This is a genomic window from Rufibacter sp. LB8 (assembly GCF_014876185.1).
Lineage (GTDB): Bacteria > Bacteroidota > Bacteroidia > Cytophagales > Hymenobacteraceae > Nibribacter.
Window position 1 is genome coordinate 3,306,420 of the sequence record NZ_JADALJ010000001.1, and the last position, 18,806, is coordinate 3,325,225.

An 18,806-nucleotide genomic window follows, 5' to 3' on the forward strand; every position below is an offset into this window, starting at 1 on the left:
TTAAAAGTTAAGCGGGATGCTCACCCGCAGAGTAATGGACCTGCCAATTTCATCGGCGTAATACCGGAAACGGTTCAGGTAATCTCGGTACGCTGTATCTAAGAGATTTCGGCCTATGAGCCCGATTTCAATGGATTGCTTACCAAATTGCAGCGTGGTGCCGGCCTCAAGGTTCAGCAGGAAATACCCCGCCGGTGGCAGCGCGTAGTCACGCGCCAGATAATTATCCGGTACGTTCCGTTGCTTGCTCACCGCCTGTCCGCTCAGTTGCAGGTAATTTTCTTTAAACCTCTGCTGCGTGGCAAAGGCTTCTACTGAATACCTGAGGCTGGCTTCATAGCGGTCCGTGGGAATCCAAATCAAGTATTCATCCGCGGAGCGATTAAAAGCCCGAACCAACGATGCCTTGCCTGCCGCCAACAGATGTTCCGTTAACTGGTAAGTCACCGTGGCGTCAACCCCGGTAAAGGTGGCGTTGGCTTGGTTCTGGCGCGCCGTGAGAAACGCGCCGCGAATAGTGAGCGTGGGCACCGTGTCTGGTTGCTGGTAAATGTAGTTCTGGATGTAGTTGCGGTACACGCTCACTTCGCCGTTCAGGCGTTGGTTCTGCCGGTAGGTGAGCGTTGCCATGAAATTATAGGCCCGTTCTACGTTCAAATCTGCATTTCCATATTCATAGGTGCCCGTGCCGTGGTGAATGCCGTTGCTGTACAGTTCACTGGTGGTTGGCGACCGCCACGCCGAGGCCGCGTTCAAGCTCAAATCCAAATGCGGGTTCACATGATACGTAGCCCCCAGCGTACCTGACAAATTCTGAAAGGTATGCGTGGGCGTGAGCAGTTCATTGTCCAGGGCAGCGTTGCCCGTTTTCTGAGGCGTGTCTTTCCGGAACAACTTGGCCTGCAGATGGCGGTAATCATAGCGCAGGCCGCCTTCTACGTGCCAGTTGCCTTTTTCCCAGTGCTCAATCCAGAACAGTCCGCCGGTGTGGCTCTGGTAGAACGGCACAAAGAACCGACCTTCAAACCGATTGAATTGGTACATATAAGTAGCACCTAAACTGCCCGACCAATTCCCCACCGGTTTGTGTTCCCAGACAAGCTCTGAGTTATGCGTCTCAATCTCAAACCGTAGACCCGGTGTAGTGCCGCCGCCGTGCGTGTCATATTCTTCGCGCTGGTTAAACTGCCGGGAATACATCAGACTCACGCGGCCCAGGTTTTCGGTTCTGTAAAATGTTCTCAGTTTGAGCAAATCATGGGTCACGTTCTGGTAGGGCGGCGCGATGGCGTACGTAAAATCTGCCTCAGGCTCTGGGCGTTCGCGTTTAATGGCGTTCCGGATGTCGGTGAGATTGCCCACGTGCGACCCTGAGAACACGCCCAGCTTGGTGTCAAACCTGCTGAAGAACGCTTCCACACCAAATTTTTCCTTCGTCCAACCCACGGCCGCCGAGAAGTTCTGTTCCTGGTAACCAGTGTTGGCTAAGTAGTAATCCGGGGTTTTGCTGTTGCCGGCTTTCTTGAGCGTGCCTTGCAGTCGCCAGCTCAAACTGGGCAGCGTGGCCGGGTTGCTTTCCACCATGCCAGACACAACGCCTTGCCGGTTATGGCTCACACCCACCAGGTTCAGCACCGCGCTGGTGCCGGCAGAATCACGCAAGGGCCTTGGCTCCACCAGAATCACACCGCCAATGGCATCGGCGCCGTAGCGTACGCCAGCCGCACCTTTGATCACGGTCAGTTCAGAGGCTACAAACGGATCAATCTCAGGTGCGTGCTCAGAACCCCACTGCTGGGCCTCGTGGCGAACGCCGTTGTTCATAACCAGTACGCGGTTGCTGTGCAGCCCGTGAATAACTGGTTTGGCAATGCTAGGCCCGGTCTGGATACTGCTCAAGCCGGTCATGCGTTCCAGCGCCTGCGCCAAGGATTGGCCCTGGGTTTGCGCCAGTTCTTTGCCAGACAATTTACTACTGGCCTGCGTGATTTGCTCTTTCTGCTTGGCCCCGCGTATTTCCACGGAGTGCAAGAGCAACACATCTGGGTGCAATCTGAAATTCACTACCTCCGGGGCCCGAAGGCTTTTGTCCAGCTTTTCAGTGGTGTAGCCCAAATAAGACACTACCAATTTGTAGTTGCCGGGGCAGAGGTCATGGAAATGGTAATGGCCGTTGGCATCGGTCACGCTGGTGCGCTGGGTGCCTTCCAAAAGGACGGTGGCGCCAATCAAGGGACTTCGGTCTTCATGGTCGGTCACGGAACCGGAGAGCGTGATGCCGCAGTCTTTGTCAAAGGGGGCATCTGTGGGCGCGGCTATGGGTAAGATTTGGCCCACGGCCAACCCAGAAAAACAGCAACCGCCCAGTAGCCACAGCAGACGAAGGTAAACGAGTTTGCGCAACTTGGTAAGGAAAATAGAATGGAAAGACAGGAGAACGGGTTCTCCGGAAAACATCGGGAACGGCAGCTGTTTTGGGGCTCATTTCTGAAAACGAGGCCAAAAACGCCGAAAGCGCGGTCACACCAAGGCAATCTCCCGAAGAAAGTTATTTAGGAAAGCAGGTGCGCGGGCGGCCCCCGCAGGAATTGATTGGCAAACGAAATAGCATACCCCGGCTGAGGCGCTTGCGCACCCAACAGAGATTTGTGAAGTACAGGTGAAGGAAGAACTACGGCCTCGCTCGGTTGGAAAGGCGCATGGAAAAGGTTGTCTGTGTGGCAATGGGTGTGCTTTTTGCCGATGTGGGTCTTGGACTCATCATGGGGAATTTCTACCGTGTGTTCGTGCGCGTGCAGTTGCAGCAGCAGTTCGTTGGGGGTCATGACCCGCGCGAACAGCAGCAGCAAAAACAGGGCGCTATATCTGGTGAAGTTTCTCACAAACACATTGCAAAGACAAACAAATATACGAATTGTTTGCCGTTGTGACTACTTCCCTGTCTGCTTTCCCGCACTTCGGCTGACAACCTGTCATTTTTTGTACACTGGAACAGCTTTTGCCAACCAGAGAATTGTTGATTGTTCTTTGTTAATTGTTTTTTCTTTGCTGATGTAACCTACACGCATTTCGTCCCCCTTTGAAGGGGGTAGGGGGATGACAAAGCCGGTGGAAGAACTATAAACAATTGCAATGAAACGAATGGGAATGATTTTCGGAAATGCGAAAATCAGTTAATGTAAATCATCCCGGGCCTTCAAAGGGGGACGAGGAAGAGGCCGTTTTCGGGCTCATTTCCAGAAACGAAGGCAAAAACAGAACATCGGCGCAGCCGAAAGTGAGAGAAGAAAATAACGTAATTCACAAACATCGATATAAAAGTAGAAATGGAAGAAAAAGGCACGATTTCGATTCACACCGAGAACATTTTCCCCATCATCAAGAAGTTCTTGTACTCAGACCATGAGATTTTCCTGCGCGAACTGGTTTCCAATGCCGTTGACGCCACGCAAAAAGCCAAAAGCCTCTCCAGCATTGGTGAGTTGAAAGGCGATTTGGGTGAGCTGAAAGTCACGGTAAAAGTTGACAAAGAGAAGAAGCAGATCATCATCTCTGACAACGGGATAGGGATGACCGCCGAGGAAATCAAGAAATACATCAATCAGATTGCCTTCTCGGGTGCCACTGAATTTGTGGAGCGCTATAAAGACTCTAACGCAGACAAGAGCCAGATTATCGGTCAGTTTGGTCTTGGGTTTTACTCGGCGTTTATGGTGGCCAGCACCGTGGAGATTGACACCTTGTCACACGCAGACGGCGCTGAACCTGCACATTGGATTTGCGACGGTTCTACCGAGTTCACTATCACCAACGGTACCCGCACTGAGCGCGGAACCGATGTGATCTTGAACATTGCCGAAGATTCTGAGGAGTTCCTGGAAGAGGCGCGTCTGCAAACCATCCTGAATAAATATTGCAAATTCTTGCCAATTCCGGTGGAGTTCAACGGCGAAATCCTGAACAACCCCAACCCTATCTGGACAAAATCTCCTTCTGATTTAACCGACGAGGACTACAAGAACTTCTACAAAGAACTGTACCCATTCTCTGAGGACCCGTTGTTCTGGATTCATCTAAACGTAGATTATCCATTCAACCTGACCGGTATTCTGTACTTCCCGAAGGTGAAGAACGACTTCGACTTCCAGAAAAACAAAATCCAACTCTACAGCCGCCAGGTGTTCATTACTGACGAGGTGAAAGACGTGGTGCCGGAGTTCCTGATGCTGCTGCACGGTGTAATTGACTCGCCGGACATTCCGTTGAACGTGAGCCGCTCGTTCTTGCAGGCCGATGCCAACGTGAAGAAAATCAATACCTACATTACCCGTAAGGTGGCTGATAAACTGAACGAGATTTACAAGAAAGACCGCACCGCCTACGAAGAAAAGTGGAACGACATTGCGGTATTCGTGAAGTACGGCATGCTCTCAGATGACAAGTTCTACGAGAAAGCCAAAGACTTTACGCTCTTGCAAAACACCGCCGGCGCCTATTCTACTTTAGAGGAATACCGCGCCCTGGTGCAAGCCAACCAAACCGACAAAGACGGCAACTTGGTGATCTTGTACACTACTGACCCAGAGAAGCAACACGCCTTCATTGAGACCGCCAACAACCGCAACTATGACGTGGTGAAACTGGACACCATGATTGACCCACACTTCATTGGCCAACTAGAGCAGAAGCTGGAGAAAACCACCCTGAAGCGTGTAGATGCTGATACCATTGACAAACTGATTCAGACCGATGCCAAGCCAGAGAGCGTGCTGTCTGAAGACGAAACCACTCGTCTGAAAGAACTTTTTGAAGCGGCCATTGCTGATAAGAACATGACGGTAGGCGTAGAGGCCTTGAGCGTAGACGACCAACCGGTAATTATCACTTTGCCTGAGTTCATGCGCCGCATGAAAGACATGAGCCGCACCGGTGGCGGAGGAATGATGATGATGGGCAACATGCCCGACATGTACAACGTGACCATCAACGCCAACCACCCCATCAACCACCGCATCTTGAAAGCCAAAGATGACCGCGGCGAGAAAATCGCCAAACAAGCTTATGACCTCGCGCTGCTGTCGCAGAATATGCTGTCAGGTGCTGCCTTAACGGCCTTCGTGAAGCGCAGTGTGGAGTTGATTGACAAAGAATAGTCTGCCGCTAGTTTAGCCTTCATTTTAAAAACAGAGCCCGAAAACGTACGTTTCCGGGCTCTGTTTTTTTGTGGGGATTTCTTCTCCTTCTTGTCATCCTGAAAGGATCTTGGGGGCGAACGACAAGGCCATTATTCAACGCTTTTTTAGCTTGCCACCGAGATCTTTCCAAGATGACAAAAGGGTTAGTAGCCAATAACCTTGTCTAATTTGTAGCGCGTTAATAAAGTATATGCTTTAGCTGTATCTCCTTTCTGAAGTGCTTCATAATAAGGTTTAAGTACTTCATTCGTCTTGGAAGTTGGTGCTTTCTTGTTCAAATATTGATACGCTTCGGCATAATAAGGATCAAGTTTATTGTCATCGAAACTAAGAATGGGAGAATTATCCATACCGGTCAACAAAGTAGATAAATATGCCTTCCTTTCAGCTTCTGCATGTTTCAGGAGAATAAAATCAGGGTGCTTTTGAACAAAGTTTTCCCACCAAATCACTCTATCAACCAATTGCGTAGGGCCAATAGTTAAACCTGCATCTTCCTGGAAGCCTTCTTTGTTTTCCTTGTTAAGCTGAACCAGAAACTGCTTTAACGTTGGGCTTACAAATGGATAAAAATGCTTGGCTATAAAATCTCGTTCTTGTAACAGGTAAGTGAAACCCTCAGTCATGGCGACTTGAAATCCATTAGCCTCCATTGCTTGTCTATAAGTATTTAACTTTTTTGAAAGCTTTACTGGCGGTGCTCCTGCATAAGGCAACACTACTAACGGCGTATAATCTGTAGTATCTTTATAATGTACATCATTAATTGTATTGCTGGTTCTGAGATAAAACTTTTCAAACAAGACATATCCAGAATCAGCTAATGAGTTTGACTGCCCTTTGAAAAGCGTTTTATACTTTTCTGCAGCCGCCGACATATTCTCTACTTTTCCGCTATCTAGCTGTGCTAAGAACTGACGATACTCTTTTAATAATGTGTTTTCAGTTACTGCTTCTCTCGCAACTACTTGTTTGGGTGCAGTTTTTTCATGTGCTTCTGGCGCATTTTTCTGTTTACATGAAAATGCAAGGAAAAACGCAGCAATGGCATAAAAGAAGATTTGCTTCATCACAGTTTATAAAAGGTGAACCTTACAGGCAATGGAAGTAACCATTTACCAGCGGTATTTACAAAAATTCTCTTTCTAATATTTTTTAAAAACACTTCGCACCCACTTCATTCTTTGCTACATTAGCATCCAATCTACTCCCATCCAAAACTTGTCACAATGACCAAATCCCTCTTATCATACCTGTACCTCGGGGCGCTCACCTTATCGCTGGGGTGCTCTTCGTGCTCCAAGGAAACGTCCACCAATATCAGCGGTACCTCTGCTAGCAAACCTGCTTCGTCAAATAAAACAAAACCAGGCCTAATCACCGGCGCTGACCAAACCGAAAAGTACGTGCCCTACCTCAAAGGCAAGCGCGTGGCCTTGGTGGTGAATCAAACCTCCATCATCGGGCAGAAATCAAGCGTTGACAGCTTGCAGACGTTGGGTGTGCAGATAGTGAAAGTGTTTGGGCCGGAGCACGGGTTCAGAGGCAATGCGAGCAACGGCACACACGTAGGCGATGAAGTAGACGAGAAAACCGGCATTCCTATCATCTCTTTGTACGGCAAGAAACGGAAGCCCAGCAAAGAAGACCTGGCCAACGTAGACGTGCTGATCTATGACATTCAAGACGTGGGCGTGCGCTTCTATACCAACATTAACACGCTGCGCGATGTGATGGAAGCCGCCGCGGAGCACAACGTGGAATTCATGGTGCTGGACCGCCCCAACCCGCACGGCTACATGATTGACGGACCCATTCTGGACAAACAGTATTACTCCGGCATCGGGCAGTTTCCTATTCCTATTGCGCACGGCGTTACAGTAGGCGAGTTCGCCCAAATGGTGAACGGCGAAGGCTGGATGGAGAAAGGCTTGAAACTGAAGAACCTCAAGATCATCAAGATTGCCAATTACCACCATGACATGCCGTACGTGCTACCGGTCAATCCGTCGCCTAACCTGAACACGGCGCAGAGCATCATGCTTTACCCCAGCACCTGTCTGTTTGAAGGCACTATTTTGAACCACGGCCGCGGCACCTATACGCCATTCACTATCTTGGGCGCGCCCGCGCTCAAAGGCAAGTACGAATTCAGCTACACGCCCGTGGGCATCAAAGGCATGAGCGAGACGCCACTGCACATGAACGAGGTCTGCTATGGCTTGGATTTGAGGAATTATGATGTGGAGCAGCTTCGCCAGAAACGCCAGATTAACCTGGGCTGGATGATTGAACTCTACAACGCCTATCCGCAGAAAGAGAAGTTCTTTGACTCTTCTTACAGCCGCCAGATGGGCGTGATTGAGCGCCTCTACGGCACCGCCGATTTACGGAAATACCTGGCCGAAGGCTGGTCTGAAGAGAAAATCAGGGAAACCTGGCAACCCGGCCTGGCCGCCTACAAAGAAATGCGGAAGAAGTACTTGCTCTACCCGTGAGTTAACTGAAACGACAGCGCCTGGTTTGGCGTCCATTTACAGAACAGAGCCCGGAAACGCATTTTCGGGCTCTGTTCTGTGTAAGTGGTTTTACGAAGTGAAGTTTCAACCAGAAGTTTCTGAGGCTTACCCACGCTTGCTACCAGTAAAATAATTTTCCGTTTTGGGGCTCATTTCTGAAAACGAAGCTCAAAACGGAAATTCTAACCAAGCACCATCGCTTTGTTTCTGCGGGTTTGCAGCCAAAAATTAGCCAGAAGCAACAACAGCAAAACTCCACTGACTGCCACCACCATTTTTGGGGCGACGTCAGATTTCATGCCCAAGGTCACCAGCACCATATTCACCACGGCCAAGGATATCATTACTTTTTCCAGCCCGCGCAGCACCTTAGAGTTCAGCAACAGCGCCGCCGTGAGCGTAAAGGTGAGCATGCCCAAGACCTGCGTAGCCAACAGATGGAACGGCGCAACCGCCATGGTCAACAGCCCAGCAACCAGCACCAGCCACGGCAGCACACCGGTCTTTAGCGGGTCTAACCGCGGGGCAGAAACGGGTTGGGGCGGCGCGGTGGAAAACAGAAACGTGAACTTCTGGTGTTCATAGGCCAGCAACAGCAGGTTGAGCAGCAGAAAAACCGCGTTCACATACGGCGTGCCGGTCCAGTTCTGCGAGATGGTCACGGCCAGAATGGAGAGGTTCATGGGCACCAGCATGACCGCGCCCAGCGTACTTAACCGCTGCGTGAACAGCAGCAAGCCGCACACCACCTGGCTGCCGGCCACCACCTGCGCAAAGAAGCCCAACTGGTGCTTGGCCAGGGCTTCAATCAACCAAGGCGGACCAATCAACTGACCAAAATTCCCGCCCGTAAGCTTGCAGACGCCCGCCGAAAAAAAGATATACCCCAGAAACAACCTGATGAGCAACACCAGAAAATCTTTGTTCTGTAGCAGTTGGTGTTCAGTGGGGAGAAACGAGGGAGTACGTGGCGTTTTCATATCTCAAAGAAAAGCAGAGGATTGCGCCGTTTCAACTCTTTTAGACCAACCACCGCATCATCTAGACCAAGCCCCAAATTTTCCTGCCGCGGATTTTCCGTTTTAGGGCTCATTTCCAGAAATGAGCCCTAAAACGGGGAAGGCTGTTACATTCGTTTAAAAACAGATTTAAACTATATAAAGTCCTTGCTTTATTTAATAAGGCTTGATTGCTTGCACTTTTTCTATAAATTGAAGACTCCATTTGTTTCAGGTTAAGCAGGTGGCCGCCACCTCAAACACAACCCTTTATTACATGAAAAAACGTTACGCATTTTTGCTCGCCTTCCTGGGCATGGGACAATTGGGCCTTGCCCAGCGGTCAGAATTAGAAGTAAAGACCAATTACAAAAAAAATGGCATTCCGCGGGTAAGTGCCCGCATGTCAGACAAGGTCAATGACAACCTGTTTCTTATGTTCAAGGAAATTGACAAGAAGAAATCGGCTATTGTGGCCTATGATGCCAACCTTACAGAAAAATTCAACATACCGCTCACTTACGGCGAAGATGCCAGCCCCCTGTTTAAATACAGCCCTACCGCTGAAAAGATCTTTGTGGTGGAAAGCTACGGCAAAACCAATCCTTACAGCAAAAAAGGGCATGGCTTTATAGCGTCTGTGTATGACGCGCAGGGCAAACAGCTCAAGCAGAAAACAGTGGAGTTGGACATACCAAGGATTTCGCCCACCCTGGAGGCCTCGCATGAAGCGCAGTTTTCTGAAAACGGGCAGTATTTCTACACCCTTGAAAAAGAAGGCAGAAAAGGCGAAGGCCCGGTGCTAACGGTGTATGACCTCCAGCTGGAGACGCTGTTCAAAAAAGAGATAAAATTAGGAGCCAAAGAAAAGATAGAGGCCTCGGCCATTGGCAATGACGGGGGCGTGGTGGCCGTGCTCTCTGATGCCAAGACCACCGCTAAATTTATCAAGCTAGACACCAAAGGCAAAGAAGTGGCCCGCCTGGCGGTAAAGCACAGCCTGCAGAACCGCGAGGCAATAGACCATTACACCCTTAAACTGGTAGGTGACCGAGCCCTTATTGCCGCGGAGAAAGTCTTCAACAAAAGCGAACTCATGGCCATCCATTTGTTTGACGCCGATTTTTCGGCCAAGACCACCAAGCTCTACAAAACCAAGGAGTTTAACACTGAGTATGTGGCCCAGGTTTATGGCAAGGTACATGACAAAGATGTGCTGAACGGTGGCAAGACCTTCAGTAAAAAGTTTGACCGGCCCAAAAACATTACGTTTATGGCAGTGCAGGAAATCATTATAGATGGCGCTAACATCTACCTGGTTTCTGAGGGAATCAAGCATAAAACTTCTGTTTCAACCTCTACCACACCAGTGGCAGGCGTCAGTGGCCAAATGAAGACCACTACCAAGTATACTCCTTTGCAATATGCAGAAGACATTCTCATCACTTCCTTTGAGAACGGCGAGAACAAATGGAACAGCCTTATAGGTCGTACTATGCTGCTCAGAGACCTGGGCGGCGCTGACATGCTCAAGGCCATGGTGAACCACAACTCCCAAGCCCTTCATATTATCACGTCAGAATCGCCTAAAGGCGAACAGAAAGACATTTCCTTGTATGCCAGGTCTGTGAACAAAGCCACTGGTGAGATCAGCAGCCCCAAGCGCATTAAAGAAGGCAGTTTTATCACCTACACCAATTTTGCGTGCTGGTTAGATTCTAATAAAGTAGTCTTGTTCAGAAGCAACCAGGTGGCTTTTGGCAAAGGGTACACCCTTGAGAAAGTAGCGTTGCAATAATCTGCTGTCTTTGCTGGTGGCGCCACCCGCGCCTGGCCTGGCCGCATGCCGGAGAAACCGGGTGCAGGTGGCGCTACCTAGACCGCTTTTCTACAGAGGATTGGTCTCCTTTAAATCAGAAGAAATGAAAAAGATGGTTTGGCTAGCAGCCTTGCTGGTAATGTCTGTGACGGGAAATGCCCTGGCGCAGAAGAAAAAAAACAATTGGCAGGTTGACAAAGTGCGGTTTGGGATAGGCAGTACGGTGGCGTTTATGCCGTTCAGAATGCAGAATTACTATGAGAACGAAGATGGGGAATATGAGGTGGAGGAAAAACCAAGCAAAGTAGTGACCGCCTTAGTCCGCGGTGAGCTATCCGTTCCGGTTTACCGCGCAGACACTTGGAGCGTAGGAGTTAAAACTGGCGTTGGGGTTGGCCTGCAAGGTGTTCCGCAGCCTGAGGGAGACTCAGAATCTGTTTTGGTGTATGATTTTCCGCAATTTGCCTACTACCGGAACTACGCTACGCCGGTAGATTTTTCTTTGCTGCTGGGGTACAAGTATTCGCACTCCCATTTTTCAACCCATTTCGGCTTGGCCGGGGTAGAAGTAAAAGTAATAGAAAATGTTTGGTTACGGCTGTATGGCGCCCTAAACACCCAAGACTACCAACAACTAACACGGCAAGAAGCCATTCCTGCGCCTACCCACCAGCTCCGGGAGTTTGGTTTAACCGTTCTTACTTCGTTCTAAGGAGGAACTACCTCTTTTGCAGGAGTACTTGATAAATTAGGAGTAATTTGGTAGTCAAACCAGAAATTCTGTTTTGGGGCTCATTTCCAGAAATGAGCCCCAAAACGGAATTTTTATTTACACTCCAATCTTCACGGAGGTCATGGTCAAGGAGCCGCCCACCATCTTGTCATTGAAAAACGACGTCTGTTCGTCTTTGCCTTGCAAGCCTAGCGTGTATAAAAGCGGTAGGTAATGCTCTACCGTCGGGATGGCCAGTTGCGCCTCACGGCCCAGCGTCTGGTAATTGATCAACGGCTGGTGGTCACGGTTTAGAATAAGGTCCTTGAATTTTTCATTGATAGTGTGGGTCCAGTCAAAGCCGCCGCCGTTAATCAGGTTCCAGTCCATCATGCGCAGGTTGTGCACCATGTTGCCGCTGCCCATAATCAAGACGCCTTTCTTGCGCAGCGCCTGCAGTTCTTGGGCTAGGTCATAGTGGTACTGCGGACGTTTGGTATAATCAATGCTCAACTGCAAGACTGGCACATTCGCCTCTGGAAACATATGCCGAACGATGGTCCAGGTGCCGTGGTCCAGGCCCCAGTCATGGTCTAGTTCCACTTCCGTAGATTTAATCAAGGCCGCTGTTTCTTTCGCCAATGCCGCATCTCCGGGCGCCGGGTACTGCACGTCAAACAAGGCCTTCGGGAAGCCGCCGAAGTCATGGATGGTCTGCGGGAAATCCATGGCCGTGATTTTAGTACCCTTCGTGAACCAGTGCGCCGAAATCACCAAAACCGCGGTGGGCACTGGTATTTCCTGCGCCATTCTGCTCCAATGCTGGCTGAATTCATTGTCTTCAATACCGTTCATGGGTGAGCCGTGGCCCACAAACAGAATCGGCATGGTATAGTCTTGCGGTGATAAAGTATCTGTAAATTTCTTGAATGCTGATAACGTAGTCATAGCCATAGCCCCTCCAGCGGCCAGTTTTATAAATTTCCTTCTTTCCACGGTAGTCAAAAAACTAAGTGAAGCGTGAACGGAGGTGCGGTCCATTTTAAAACAGGATTGGCGCAACTTCCCATTCACCATACAAAGGTCGGGCACCCGCCGCCGGAAAAGAATAAGGTAGTTTAAGAAATGGATTTGCACGCATTTCGTCCCCTTTGAAGGGGGGTGGAATGATGACTTCTGCTAGTAGCTGACCTTCCACATTTAGGCTAGCGCTAGACTTGCGGCAGAAGGAAGAGTTTCTGTTAAAAGATATATGGCGCGGAAGTTACTTCCGTGCCTTGCATTTCTAAAAGGCACGGAAGTAACTTCCGCGCCATAGAGTTGGGAATGGGAAATCAGCAAAAGTAAATCATCCCCCTACCCCATTCAAAGGGGGGACGGAATGCGTGCCAATGCAGATAAATTTTACTTCGAGGAGAATTAAAGCTACGAAATGGATTGCTGGTACAAATCCAGACCATCAGACTTGATAGTGCTGAAAAACTCTGGCGTGATGCCCAAGTAAGAGGCGATGTGGTACTGCGGAATGCGCTGGCTCAAACTGGGGAATTTAAGAAGGAAGTCTCTGTAATTTTGGGCGGCGGTCTGGGTCATGCCACTCAGCATTCGTTTCTTGAACGCGAAGTACCCGTTCTGCAGCAATTTTCTAAAGAACAGATTGAATACTGGGAATTCCTGCGTGAGCGCTTCAAAGGCCTGAATGTTAATCTGCACAAACTGCGTGGATTCAAGTGCTTGAATAGATAGCAGCGCCGGTTTGTTGAACGCCACATCACTAATCCAGTAACTTTCCACGGCAAATTCCAAGTTTACTTCCTTGCCACTTTGGTCTACAATAAAAGACCGAAGGCAGCCGCTGTTCACAAAATATAAAGCATGGTTTAACTCGCCGGTACGCAGCAGAAATTCTTTCTTCTTCGCCTCTTTGGTCTCACAAATAGCCAGAAACGCCGCTTCCTCTTCTGGGGAAAGTGCGGCATGTTGGGCAAGGGCAGTGATGATGGCGGTGGGTGGCAAGGTGGTGTGAGTGTTAAGTTGTTGGTAATAAAGTATTAATAACTATTGAGTTGTTCATGAACGCAAGCAAGTCGCAAATTCTCCCCTTGAGGGGAGATAAGAGGGGTGTTTACATCAGGTGGTCTAAGGTTGTTGATATTGTAGGGGCGTATTGCATACGCCCTACACATGCCAGATAAATGCATTCGGCCATTTCATTGTAGGAAAAGGTTTGCCAGGGCCACCGCATAGGGCGTATGCAATACGCCCCTACAAATCAGGAATGTACCATCAGCAGGTGTAAACATCCCCCTGCCCCCTTCAAAGGGGGAATCCGATCTTGGCGAAGGTTTTAGGGATTCGGTTTCCGTTTTTGGGCTTTGTTTCTGAAATGAAGCCTAAAACAGATTTTATTGCCACTCTCCACAGAACTTCTGCTTAGCGTCTAGGAACTCCTGCCACATCTCCTGCACAATCTCCCCGGCGGGTTTGATGTCTTTCACCAGGGCGGCAATCTGGCCAATTTCCAGTTCACCTTCTTCCAGGTCACCTTCATACATGCCGCGTTTGGAGCGCCGGGAGCCGAGGAGTTCTGCTAATTCTAAGGTAGACGCTCCGCGCAGTTCAGCGGCTTTCACGTCTTGGTAGAATTTGTTTTTGAGCAGGCGCACGGGCGTGAGTTGTTTTAGGGAAAGTTCGGTGTCGCCTTCCTGGGCAGAGACTACAAGGTCTTTGAAGGCTTGGTGCGCGCTGCTTTCCAGACTGGCCACAAACCTACTGCCTACTTGCACGCCCTCGGCCCCCAAGGCCAACGCCCCGAAGATACCGGCTCCGTTCGCAATTCCGCCCGCCGCAATTAAGGGTAGGTTTACGGCTTGGCGCACCATGGGAATTAAGCAGAAGGTGGTGGTTTCTTCGCGGCCATTGTGGCCACCGGCTTCAAACCCTTCCGCCACGATGGCGTCTACCCCGGCTTCCTCGCATTTGCGCGCGAACTTGACGTTGCTCACCACATGGATGACTTTGGCACCGTTGTCTTGGAGTAGCTTCGTCCAGGTCTTCGGGTTGCCTGCCGAGGTGACGACCACAGGTACTTTCTCTTCCATGATAATCTTGAAATGCTCTTCCAGGTTGGGGTACAGCAAGGGCACGTTCACACCGAAGGGTTTGTCAGTGGCTTTTTTGCACTTCTGGATGTGTTCGCGCAGCGTGTCTGGGTACATGGAGCCCGCGCCAATCAGGCCCAGTCCGCCCGCGTTGCTCACCGCCGACGCCAGTTTCCAGCCGCTGCACCAAATCATGCCGGCTTGTATGATGGGGTATTGGATGTTGAAAAGTTGTGTGATTCTGTTGGTCATTGGTTGGTGTCAAGTATCGCGTATCAGGTAGCAAGATAACAGCTGCCCTTTTGGGTGAGAGCACCAAAAAGGGCAGAAAAGCGTTATTAGAAAGGCATTTTTCAGAGACCAGAAGTTGGCCGAATAGATTGTTTTACTCCTGATACTTTTTTAGTGTTTCTAGCTTTCTTAGTTGAAAGTTTTTTGCTTTTAAAAAAATCGCTAAGTGCTTTTTCTTCCTCGGTAGTCAATGGAGTTTGACCGCCAATAAAATCTACATCTAATTCCTGTTTCTTCGCTTTCATATCTATGAATTTTGAAAGTACTTATTAATAAGTTTAAGGGCAGCTGTGGTTTCTATAATCATCAAACGGCCGCCAAAATGAAAAGCACCAAGCGTCTTTTCATAATGCTCTATCAACTGGGTTTTAGAAATAAAAGAAACGTTGCCATCATGCCCTCGCTGAAAGGAAAGTTTGCACGCAAATGCTACCAAGTTCCCGGGAACACCAGCATACATTTTAGAGGCGCCTTTGTTGAACGGAGCACTCTCCACTAAGTGCATGTACACATGATCTGCCTTTACTTCAAGGCAAATAAGCCCTTGAATAATAGTAGGATTATTTACTATCGTTAACTTGTAAACATCCCGGGCGGGTTCCTTGAATTCGTTTCGCCAATTGAAAATCCAGCTATTCTTCTTGCTTACGGTTTTTAAATCTGACGTTGTGAGAACCGAAATATCAGTAGCAAAACTGTCACCAGTGACTACATTCTCAATGCTGTTGGTCAGCTTGTCTATGGTAAAATCAAGGCCGGTTTCTTTTCTCTTTCCCACATCTCTAATTTACGGAGATTCTAAGCAGGTGACTAATCTGCAAAGCCTATTTTATCTTCTTTGATTTCCCCTCAATTACTAAAATCAATCTCCGTGCTATCGCCAATATTCAAGCGCTGACTAAGTCCTTTCAAAGAAGAATCTGAACCAACCAGTGAGTCTTCCAGCACGGCGTAGCCCAGTTCGGCGTAGCCGCCAATGATGGAGTTGCGGACAATGGTGTAGTTGAGAATGGCGCTCTCGCCAATGGCCACGTTGGGGCCCACTATGGAGTTGGAAATCTGTACGCCTTTGCCAAAGCTCACCGGCGGAATGATGATGGTGTTGGGGAACTCGGGGTACTGGGCGCGTTTGAACTCGGGGCGGTTGAGGAGCGTGGCGTTGGCCTGCAGGAGCGTGTCTTTGCGGCCGCAGTCAAACCAGTGGTCCACAGTGAGCGACACCATTTTCTCGCCTTCCTGAAGCATGTGCATGAGCGCATCGGTGAGGTGGTACTCGTTCTGGGTTCTTATGTCATTGGTGATGATGTGCTCCAGCGAATGCACCAGTTTGGCGGGGTTGGCAATCTTGTAAAGGCCTACCAGCGCGAAATTGCTCTTCGGGATTTTAGGTTTTTCCACCACCTTCGTGATAAAACCCTGGTTATCCATTTCAGCTATGCCGAAGAGGCTGGGCGTTTTCACGGGCTTGACGGCCAGCAGGGTTTGGTCACCGGTGAGCACTTTCTGCATGTCCACGTCCACAATGGTGTCGCCTAGCTGAATCAAGACGCTTTCTTCGTGCTGAAACGTGTCGCGGGCGGCCCAGAGCGCGTGGCCCAGGCCTTCGCGGGGTTGCTGCACCACAAATTCCACCTGTAGGTCTGGGTATTTGCGCTGCACGTAATGCATGATTTTTTCGCCCAGGTAACCCACCACCAGCACAAACTGCGTAATGCCCGCGGCCTGCAGGTTTTCAATGATGTGGCCCAGAATGGCTTTGCCCGCAATGGGCACCAAGGCTTTGGGTTGGGTGTGCGTGTGCGGTCTCAGGCGGGCGCCCATGCCCGCCACCGGTATAATTGCTTTCATAAATCTCAAAGGAGCTTTGCCAACCCAAGCTACGCAATCTTGCTGATTTTACCTGCACTCCAGCGTGCACTTAACCGGGCACCGGGCCCACAAGACAAAATATTCTATTAGCATTTTTGAATATATCTGCGCAACCTTGCTACCTTTAGAAAGCACAGACAGCGGCGCTGCCCACGTGCGTTTTTGGCCTCGTTTCTAGAAATGAGCCCCAAAACGCATATTTTCTGCGGATAGTACGTATAGAAGGTGCTTTCACTCACAAACCAAAAATGACAACGCAATTCCTTAAACCAACCCACGCTATGAAAAAATTCTTGCTTTACTTCTTCGGTCTGGTGATTCTGGCCTCACAGAGTTCCTGCGGTTACAATGACATGGTGGCCAAAGACGAAGCCGTGTCCAGCCAATGGGCGCAGGTGCAGAACGTGTACCAACGCCGCGCCGACCTGGTGCCCAACCTGGTGAACACCGTGAAAGGCGCCGCCGCCAACGAAAGAGAGACCCTTACCGCCGTGATGGAAGCCCGCGCCAAAGCCACCAGCATTAACCTCAGCGCCGATGATTTGACCCCCGAGAACATGCAGAAGTTCCAGGCCGCGCAAAGCCAGCTGAGCGGTTCACTGTCAAGGTTAATGGCCACCGTAGAAGCCTATCCAGACCTTAAATCCAACCAAAACTTCCTGGAACTGCAGGCCGAACTTTCTGGTACCGAGAACCGGATTACCGTGGAGCGCCAGAAGTTCAACACCGCGGTGCAAGACTACAACGGCTACATCAGGGCTTTCCCGCGCAACCTCTTTGCTGGCATGTTTGACTTTGAGAAGAAAGGCTACTTTGAAGCCGAAGCCGGTGCCAACAAGGCGCCTACCGTTCAGTTTTAGGTTAGTATCAAGTAGCAGGTATCAGGTAGCAAGACTTGTGAAAGTTTGCGCCTATTTACCTCAAGGCTAGATTTCCGTTTTCGGGCTCGTTTTCAGAAATGAGCCCGAAAACGCATTTTCTGCCAATTCTTAATTCCCCATTCCTAATTCTTAATTAACCCAAGAATGGCACGCGATATCATCACTGAGGCCGACGAGGCCGTCATCACCAAGGCCATTGAGGAAGCCGAGCGCAACACCTCCGGCGAGATACGGGTGCACATAGAAGACACCTGTGACGGCGAAGTGCTGGACCGCGCCACGCAAGTCTTCGCGTATCTGCATATGCACCAGACCAAACTAAGGAACGGCGTGCTGTTCTACGTGGCGCTCAAAAGCCACAAGTTTGCCGTGCTGGGCGATGGCGGAATCAACGCCGTGGTGCCCAAGAATTTCTGGGAGGAGATCAACCAGGTGGTTATTGCAGATTTCAAGCTGGGCCATTACGCCGACGGCCTGAAAAAAGGCATTACCATGGCCGGCGACCAGCTCAAGGCGTATTTCCCGTACGCCGGCGACCACAAAGACATCAATGAGTTGCCTAATGATATTTCCTTCGGCTCCAATCTGAACAAAGACCAGCAGACATGAGAAAACACTTTTGGCTTTTATGTTCGCTGTTGCTTTTTGCGCTGTCTTTGCAGGCGCAGGATTTTCCGCCCAGGCCCAGTCCGCCGCGGCTGGTCAATGACCTGGCCAACATTCTGAGCCCCGAGCAGGAGCAGGCGCTGGAGCAGAAACTGGTCAACTACAATGACAGCACCTCTACCCAGATTGCCGTGGTCAATATCACCTCCATTGGCGGCTATGACATCTCAGACTACGCGGTGAAACTGGCCGAGGCGTGGGGCGTGGGGGAGAAAGGCAAGAACAACGGCATCTTGATTTTGACCGCCGTAAAGGAGAGAAAAGTCTTTATTGCGGTAGGCTACGGCTTGGAAGGCGCGGTGCCAGACGGCATTGCCAAGCGCATCACGGAGTACACCATCAAACCCGAATACCAGAAAGGCGATTATTATACTGGCCTTGACAAAGGCACTAGTTTTATCATTGACGTAGCCTCTGGCGAATACAAAGCCGACCCCAAAGCCCAACGCAGTGAGGGCGAAGGTGGCATTCCCATTCTCTGGATCATCATTGGCGTCATGATTCTGGTCTTCATTATCAGCCGAAGAGGCGGTGGCGGCAAAGGCGGCCGTCGTAGCCGTACCCTGGGCGGACCGTTCTTCCCACCCGTTATCTTCGGGGATTTCTCTGGCGGCCGCGGCATGTTTGGGGGCGGCGGCGGCGACTTTGGAGGAGGAGGCGGTGGTTTCGGCGGCTTTGGCGGCGGAAGCTTCGGTGGCGGCGGCGCCGGGTCTAGTTGGTAAGATTTTGCCTTGTTTCCGCTCTGCGGAAGGTTG

General features: G+C 50.1%; 17 protein-coding genes. 7 read left to right on the top strand and 10 right to left on the bottom strand.

Translation table 11 applies throughout. The features are described 5' to 3' along the window. Both IMY23_RS13870 and IMY23_RS13875 read right to left on the bottom strand, forming a co-directional pair. Positions 1 to 2,403, bottom strand: a complete 2,403-nt coding sequence (locus IMY23_RS13870) for a TonB-dependent receptor (RefSeq protein ID WP_192822659.1) — start codon at positions 2,401 to 2,403, stop codon at positions 1 to 3. Positions 2,404 to 2,552: 149 nt separating this feature from the next. Then, complete coding sequence (locus IMY23_RS13875) at positions 2,553 to 2,882, bottom strand: hypothetical protein (protein WP_192822660.1); 330 nt, start codon at positions 2,880 to 2,882, stop codon at positions 2,553 to 2,555. Positions 2,883 to 3,326: 444 nt separating this feature from the next. Between IMY23_RS13875 and htpG the strand changes: the two genes are divergently transcribed. Next, positions 3,327 to 5,153 carry a molecular chaperone HtpG gene (htpG, locus tag IMY23_RS13880; RefSeq protein WP_192822661.1) on the top strand — a complete coding sequence of 609 codons (1,827 nt, stop codon included), beginning with the start codon at positions 3,327 to 3,329 and terminating at the stop codon, positions 5,151 to 5,153. Between the two features lie 185 nt (positions 5,154 to 5,338). Here htpG and IMY23_RS13885 read toward each other — a convergent pair whose 3' ends face one another. Continuing rightward, positions 5,339 to 6,268 carry a hypothetical protein gene (locus tag IMY23_RS13885; protein WP_192822662.1) on the bottom strand — a complete coding sequence of 310 codons (930 nt, stop codon included), beginning with the start codon at positions 6,266 to 6,268 and terminating at the stop codon, positions 5,339 to 5,341. Between the two features lie 156 nt (positions 6,269 to 6,424). Here IMY23_RS13885 and IMY23_RS13890 point away from each other — a divergent pair, with 156 nt between their 5' ends. Next, a complete protein-coding gene (locus IMY23_RS13890; RefSeq protein ID WP_192822663.1) occupies positions 6,425 to 7,693 on the top strand; it encodes an exo-beta-N-acetylmuramidase NamZ domain-containing protein in 1,269 nt (422 codons plus the stop codon). A 203-nt stretch (positions 7,694 to 7,896) separates the two neighbouring features. Here the strand turns inward: IMY23_RS13890 and IMY23_RS13895 are convergent, their stop codons facing one another. Then, positions 7,897 to 8,694 (bottom strand): DoxX family protein, encoded by a 798-nt coding sequence (locus IMY23_RS13895; protein WP_192822664.1) that lies wholly within the window; start codon positions 8,692 to 8,694, stop codon positions 7,897 to 7,899. 295 nt (positions 8,695 to 8,989) lie between these two features. Between IMY23_RS13895 and IMY23_RS13900 the strand changes: the two genes are divergently transcribed. Together IMY23_RS13900 and IMY23_RS13905 are read left to right on the top strand one after the other, a co-directional pair. After that, positions 8,990 to 10,510: a hypothetical protein gene (locus tag IMY23_RS13900; protein ID WP_192822665.1), complete on the top strand. Its 1,521-nt coding sequence runs from the start codon at positions 8,990 to 8,992 to the stop codon at positions 10,508 to 10,510. A 124-nt stretch (positions 10,511 to 10,634) separates the two neighbouring features. Then, entirely contained in the window at positions 10,635 to 11,243 is a 609-nt protein-coding gene (locus IMY23_RS13905) for a hypothetical protein (RefSeq protein ID WP_192822666.1), read from the top strand. 117 nt (positions 11,244 to 11,360) lie between these two features. Here IMY23_RS13905 and ygiD read toward each other — a convergent pair whose 3' ends face one another. The 6 genes from ygiD to IMY23_RS13935 form a co-directional block, all read right to left on the bottom strand. Next, positions 11,361 to 12,191 carry a 4,5-DOPA dioxygenase extradiol gene (gene ygiD / locus IMY23_RS13910; RefSeq protein ID WP_192822667.1) on the bottom strand — a complete coding sequence of 277 codons (831 nt, stop codon included), beginning with the start codon at positions 12,189 to 12,191 and terminating at the stop codon, positions 11,361 to 11,363. A 477-nt stretch (positions 12,192 to 12,668) separates the two neighbouring features. Beyond that, entirely contained in the window at positions 12,669 to 13,259 is a 591-nt protein-coding gene (locus tag IMY23_RS13915; RefSeq protein ID WP_192822668.1) for a Crp/Fnr family transcriptional regulator, read from the bottom strand. Positions 13,260 to 13,648: 389 nt separating this feature from the next. Next, positions 13,649 to 14,596, bottom strand: a complete 948-nt coding sequence (locus IMY23_RS13920; protein WP_192822669.1) for a nitronate monooxygenase family protein — start codon at positions 14,594 to 14,596, stop codon at positions 13,649 to 13,651. A 101-nt stretch (positions 14,597 to 14,697) separates the two neighbouring features. Next, on the bottom strand, positions 14,698 to 14,880 hold the full coding sequence (locus tag IMY23_RS13925) for a hypothetical protein (RefSeq protein ID WP_192822670.1): 183 nt from the start codon (positions 14,878 to 14,880) through the stop codon (positions 14,698 to 14,700). A 2-nt stretch (positions 14,881 to 14,882) separates the two neighbouring features. Next, complete coding sequence (locus tag IMY23_RS13930) at positions 14,883 to 15,413, bottom strand: hypothetical protein (protein WP_192822671.1); 531 nt, start codon at positions 15,411 to 15,413, stop codon at positions 14,883 to 14,885. Between the two features lie 71 nt (positions 15,414 to 15,484). After that, the gene (locus tag IMY23_RS13935) at positions 15,485 to 16,483 is read right to left on the bottom strand and encodes a sugar phosphate nucleotidyltransferase (protein ID WP_192822672.1); all 999 of its coding nucleotides are present in this window, start codon (positions 16,481 to 16,483) and stop codon (positions 15,485 to 15,487) included. A gap of 302 nt (positions 16,484 to 16,785) precedes the next feature. Between IMY23_RS13935 and IMY23_RS13940 the strand changes: the two genes are divergently transcribed. The 3 genes from IMY23_RS13940 to IMY23_RS13950 all read left to right on the top strand — a co-directional run bounded on the left by IMY23_RS13940 (position 16,786) and on the right by IMY23_RS13950 (position 18,773). Further along, a complete protein-coding gene (locus IMY23_RS13940; protein WP_192822673.1) occupies positions 16,786 to 17,364 on the top strand; it encodes a LemA family protein in 579 nt (192 codons plus the stop codon). Between the two features lie 165 nt (positions 17,365 to 17,529). Then, positions 17,530 to 17,994: a TPM domain-containing protein gene (locus tag IMY23_RS13945; RefSeq protein ID WP_192822674.1), complete on the top strand. Its 465-nt coding sequence runs from the start codon at positions 17,530 to 17,532 to the stop codon at positions 17,992 to 17,994. Then, entirely contained in the window at positions 17,991 to 18,773 is a 783-nt protein-coding gene (locus tag IMY23_RS13950; protein ID WP_192822675.1) for a YgcG family protein, read from the top strand. The genes IMY23_RS13945 and IMY23_RS13950 overlap by 4 nt, the downstream gene beginning before the upstream one ends. Positions 18,774 to 18,806 lie beyond the last annotated feature (33 nt).

Coding starts and splice junctions, on each gene's coding strand:
- IMY23_RS13890 (WP_192822663.1), top strand. CDS start 6,425: ATGACCAAATCCCTCTTATCATACCTGTACCTCGGGGCGCTCACCTTA.
- IMY23_RS13920 (WP_192822669.1), bottom strand. CDS start 14,596: ATGACCAACAGAATCACACAACTTTTCAACATCCAATACCCCATCATA.
- IMY23_RS13945 (WP_192822674.1), top strand. CDS start 17,530: ATGGCACGCGATATCATCACTGAGGCCGACGAGGCCGTCATCACCAAG.
- ygiD (WP_192822667.1), bottom strand. CDS start 12,191: ATGACTACGTTATCAGCATTCAAGAAATTTACAGATACTTTATCACCG.
- IMY23_RS13950 (WP_192822675.1), top strand. CDS start 17,991: ATGAGAAAACACTTTTGGCTTTTATGTTCGCTGTTGCTTTTTGCGCTG.
- IMY23_RS13940 (WP_192822673.1), top strand. CDS start 16,786: ATGAAAAAATTCTTGCTTTACTTCTTCGGTCTGGTGATTCTGGCCTCA.
- IMY23_RS13900 (WP_192822665.1), top strand. CDS start 8,990: ATGAAAAAACGTTACGCATTTTTGCTCGCCTTCCTGGGCATGGGACAA.
- htpG (WP_192822661.1), top strand. CDS start 3,327: ATGGAAGAAAAAGGCACGATTTCGATTCACACCGAGAACATTTTCCCC.
- IMY23_RS13935 (WP_192822672.1), bottom strand. CDS start 16,483: ATGAAAGCAATTATACCGGTGGCGGGCATGGGCGCCCGCCTGAGACCG.
- IMY23_RS13895 (WP_192822664.1), bottom strand. CDS start 8,694: ATGAAAACGCCACGTACTCCCTCGTTTCTCCCCACTGAACACCAACTG.
- IMY23_RS13905 (WP_192822666.1), top strand. CDS start 10,635: ATGAAAAAGATGGTTTGGCTAGCAGCCTTGCTGGTAATGTCTGTGACG.
- IMY23_RS13925 (WP_192822670.1), bottom strand. CDS start 14,880: ATGAAAGCGAAGAAACAGGAATTAGATGTAGATTTTATTGGCGGTCAA.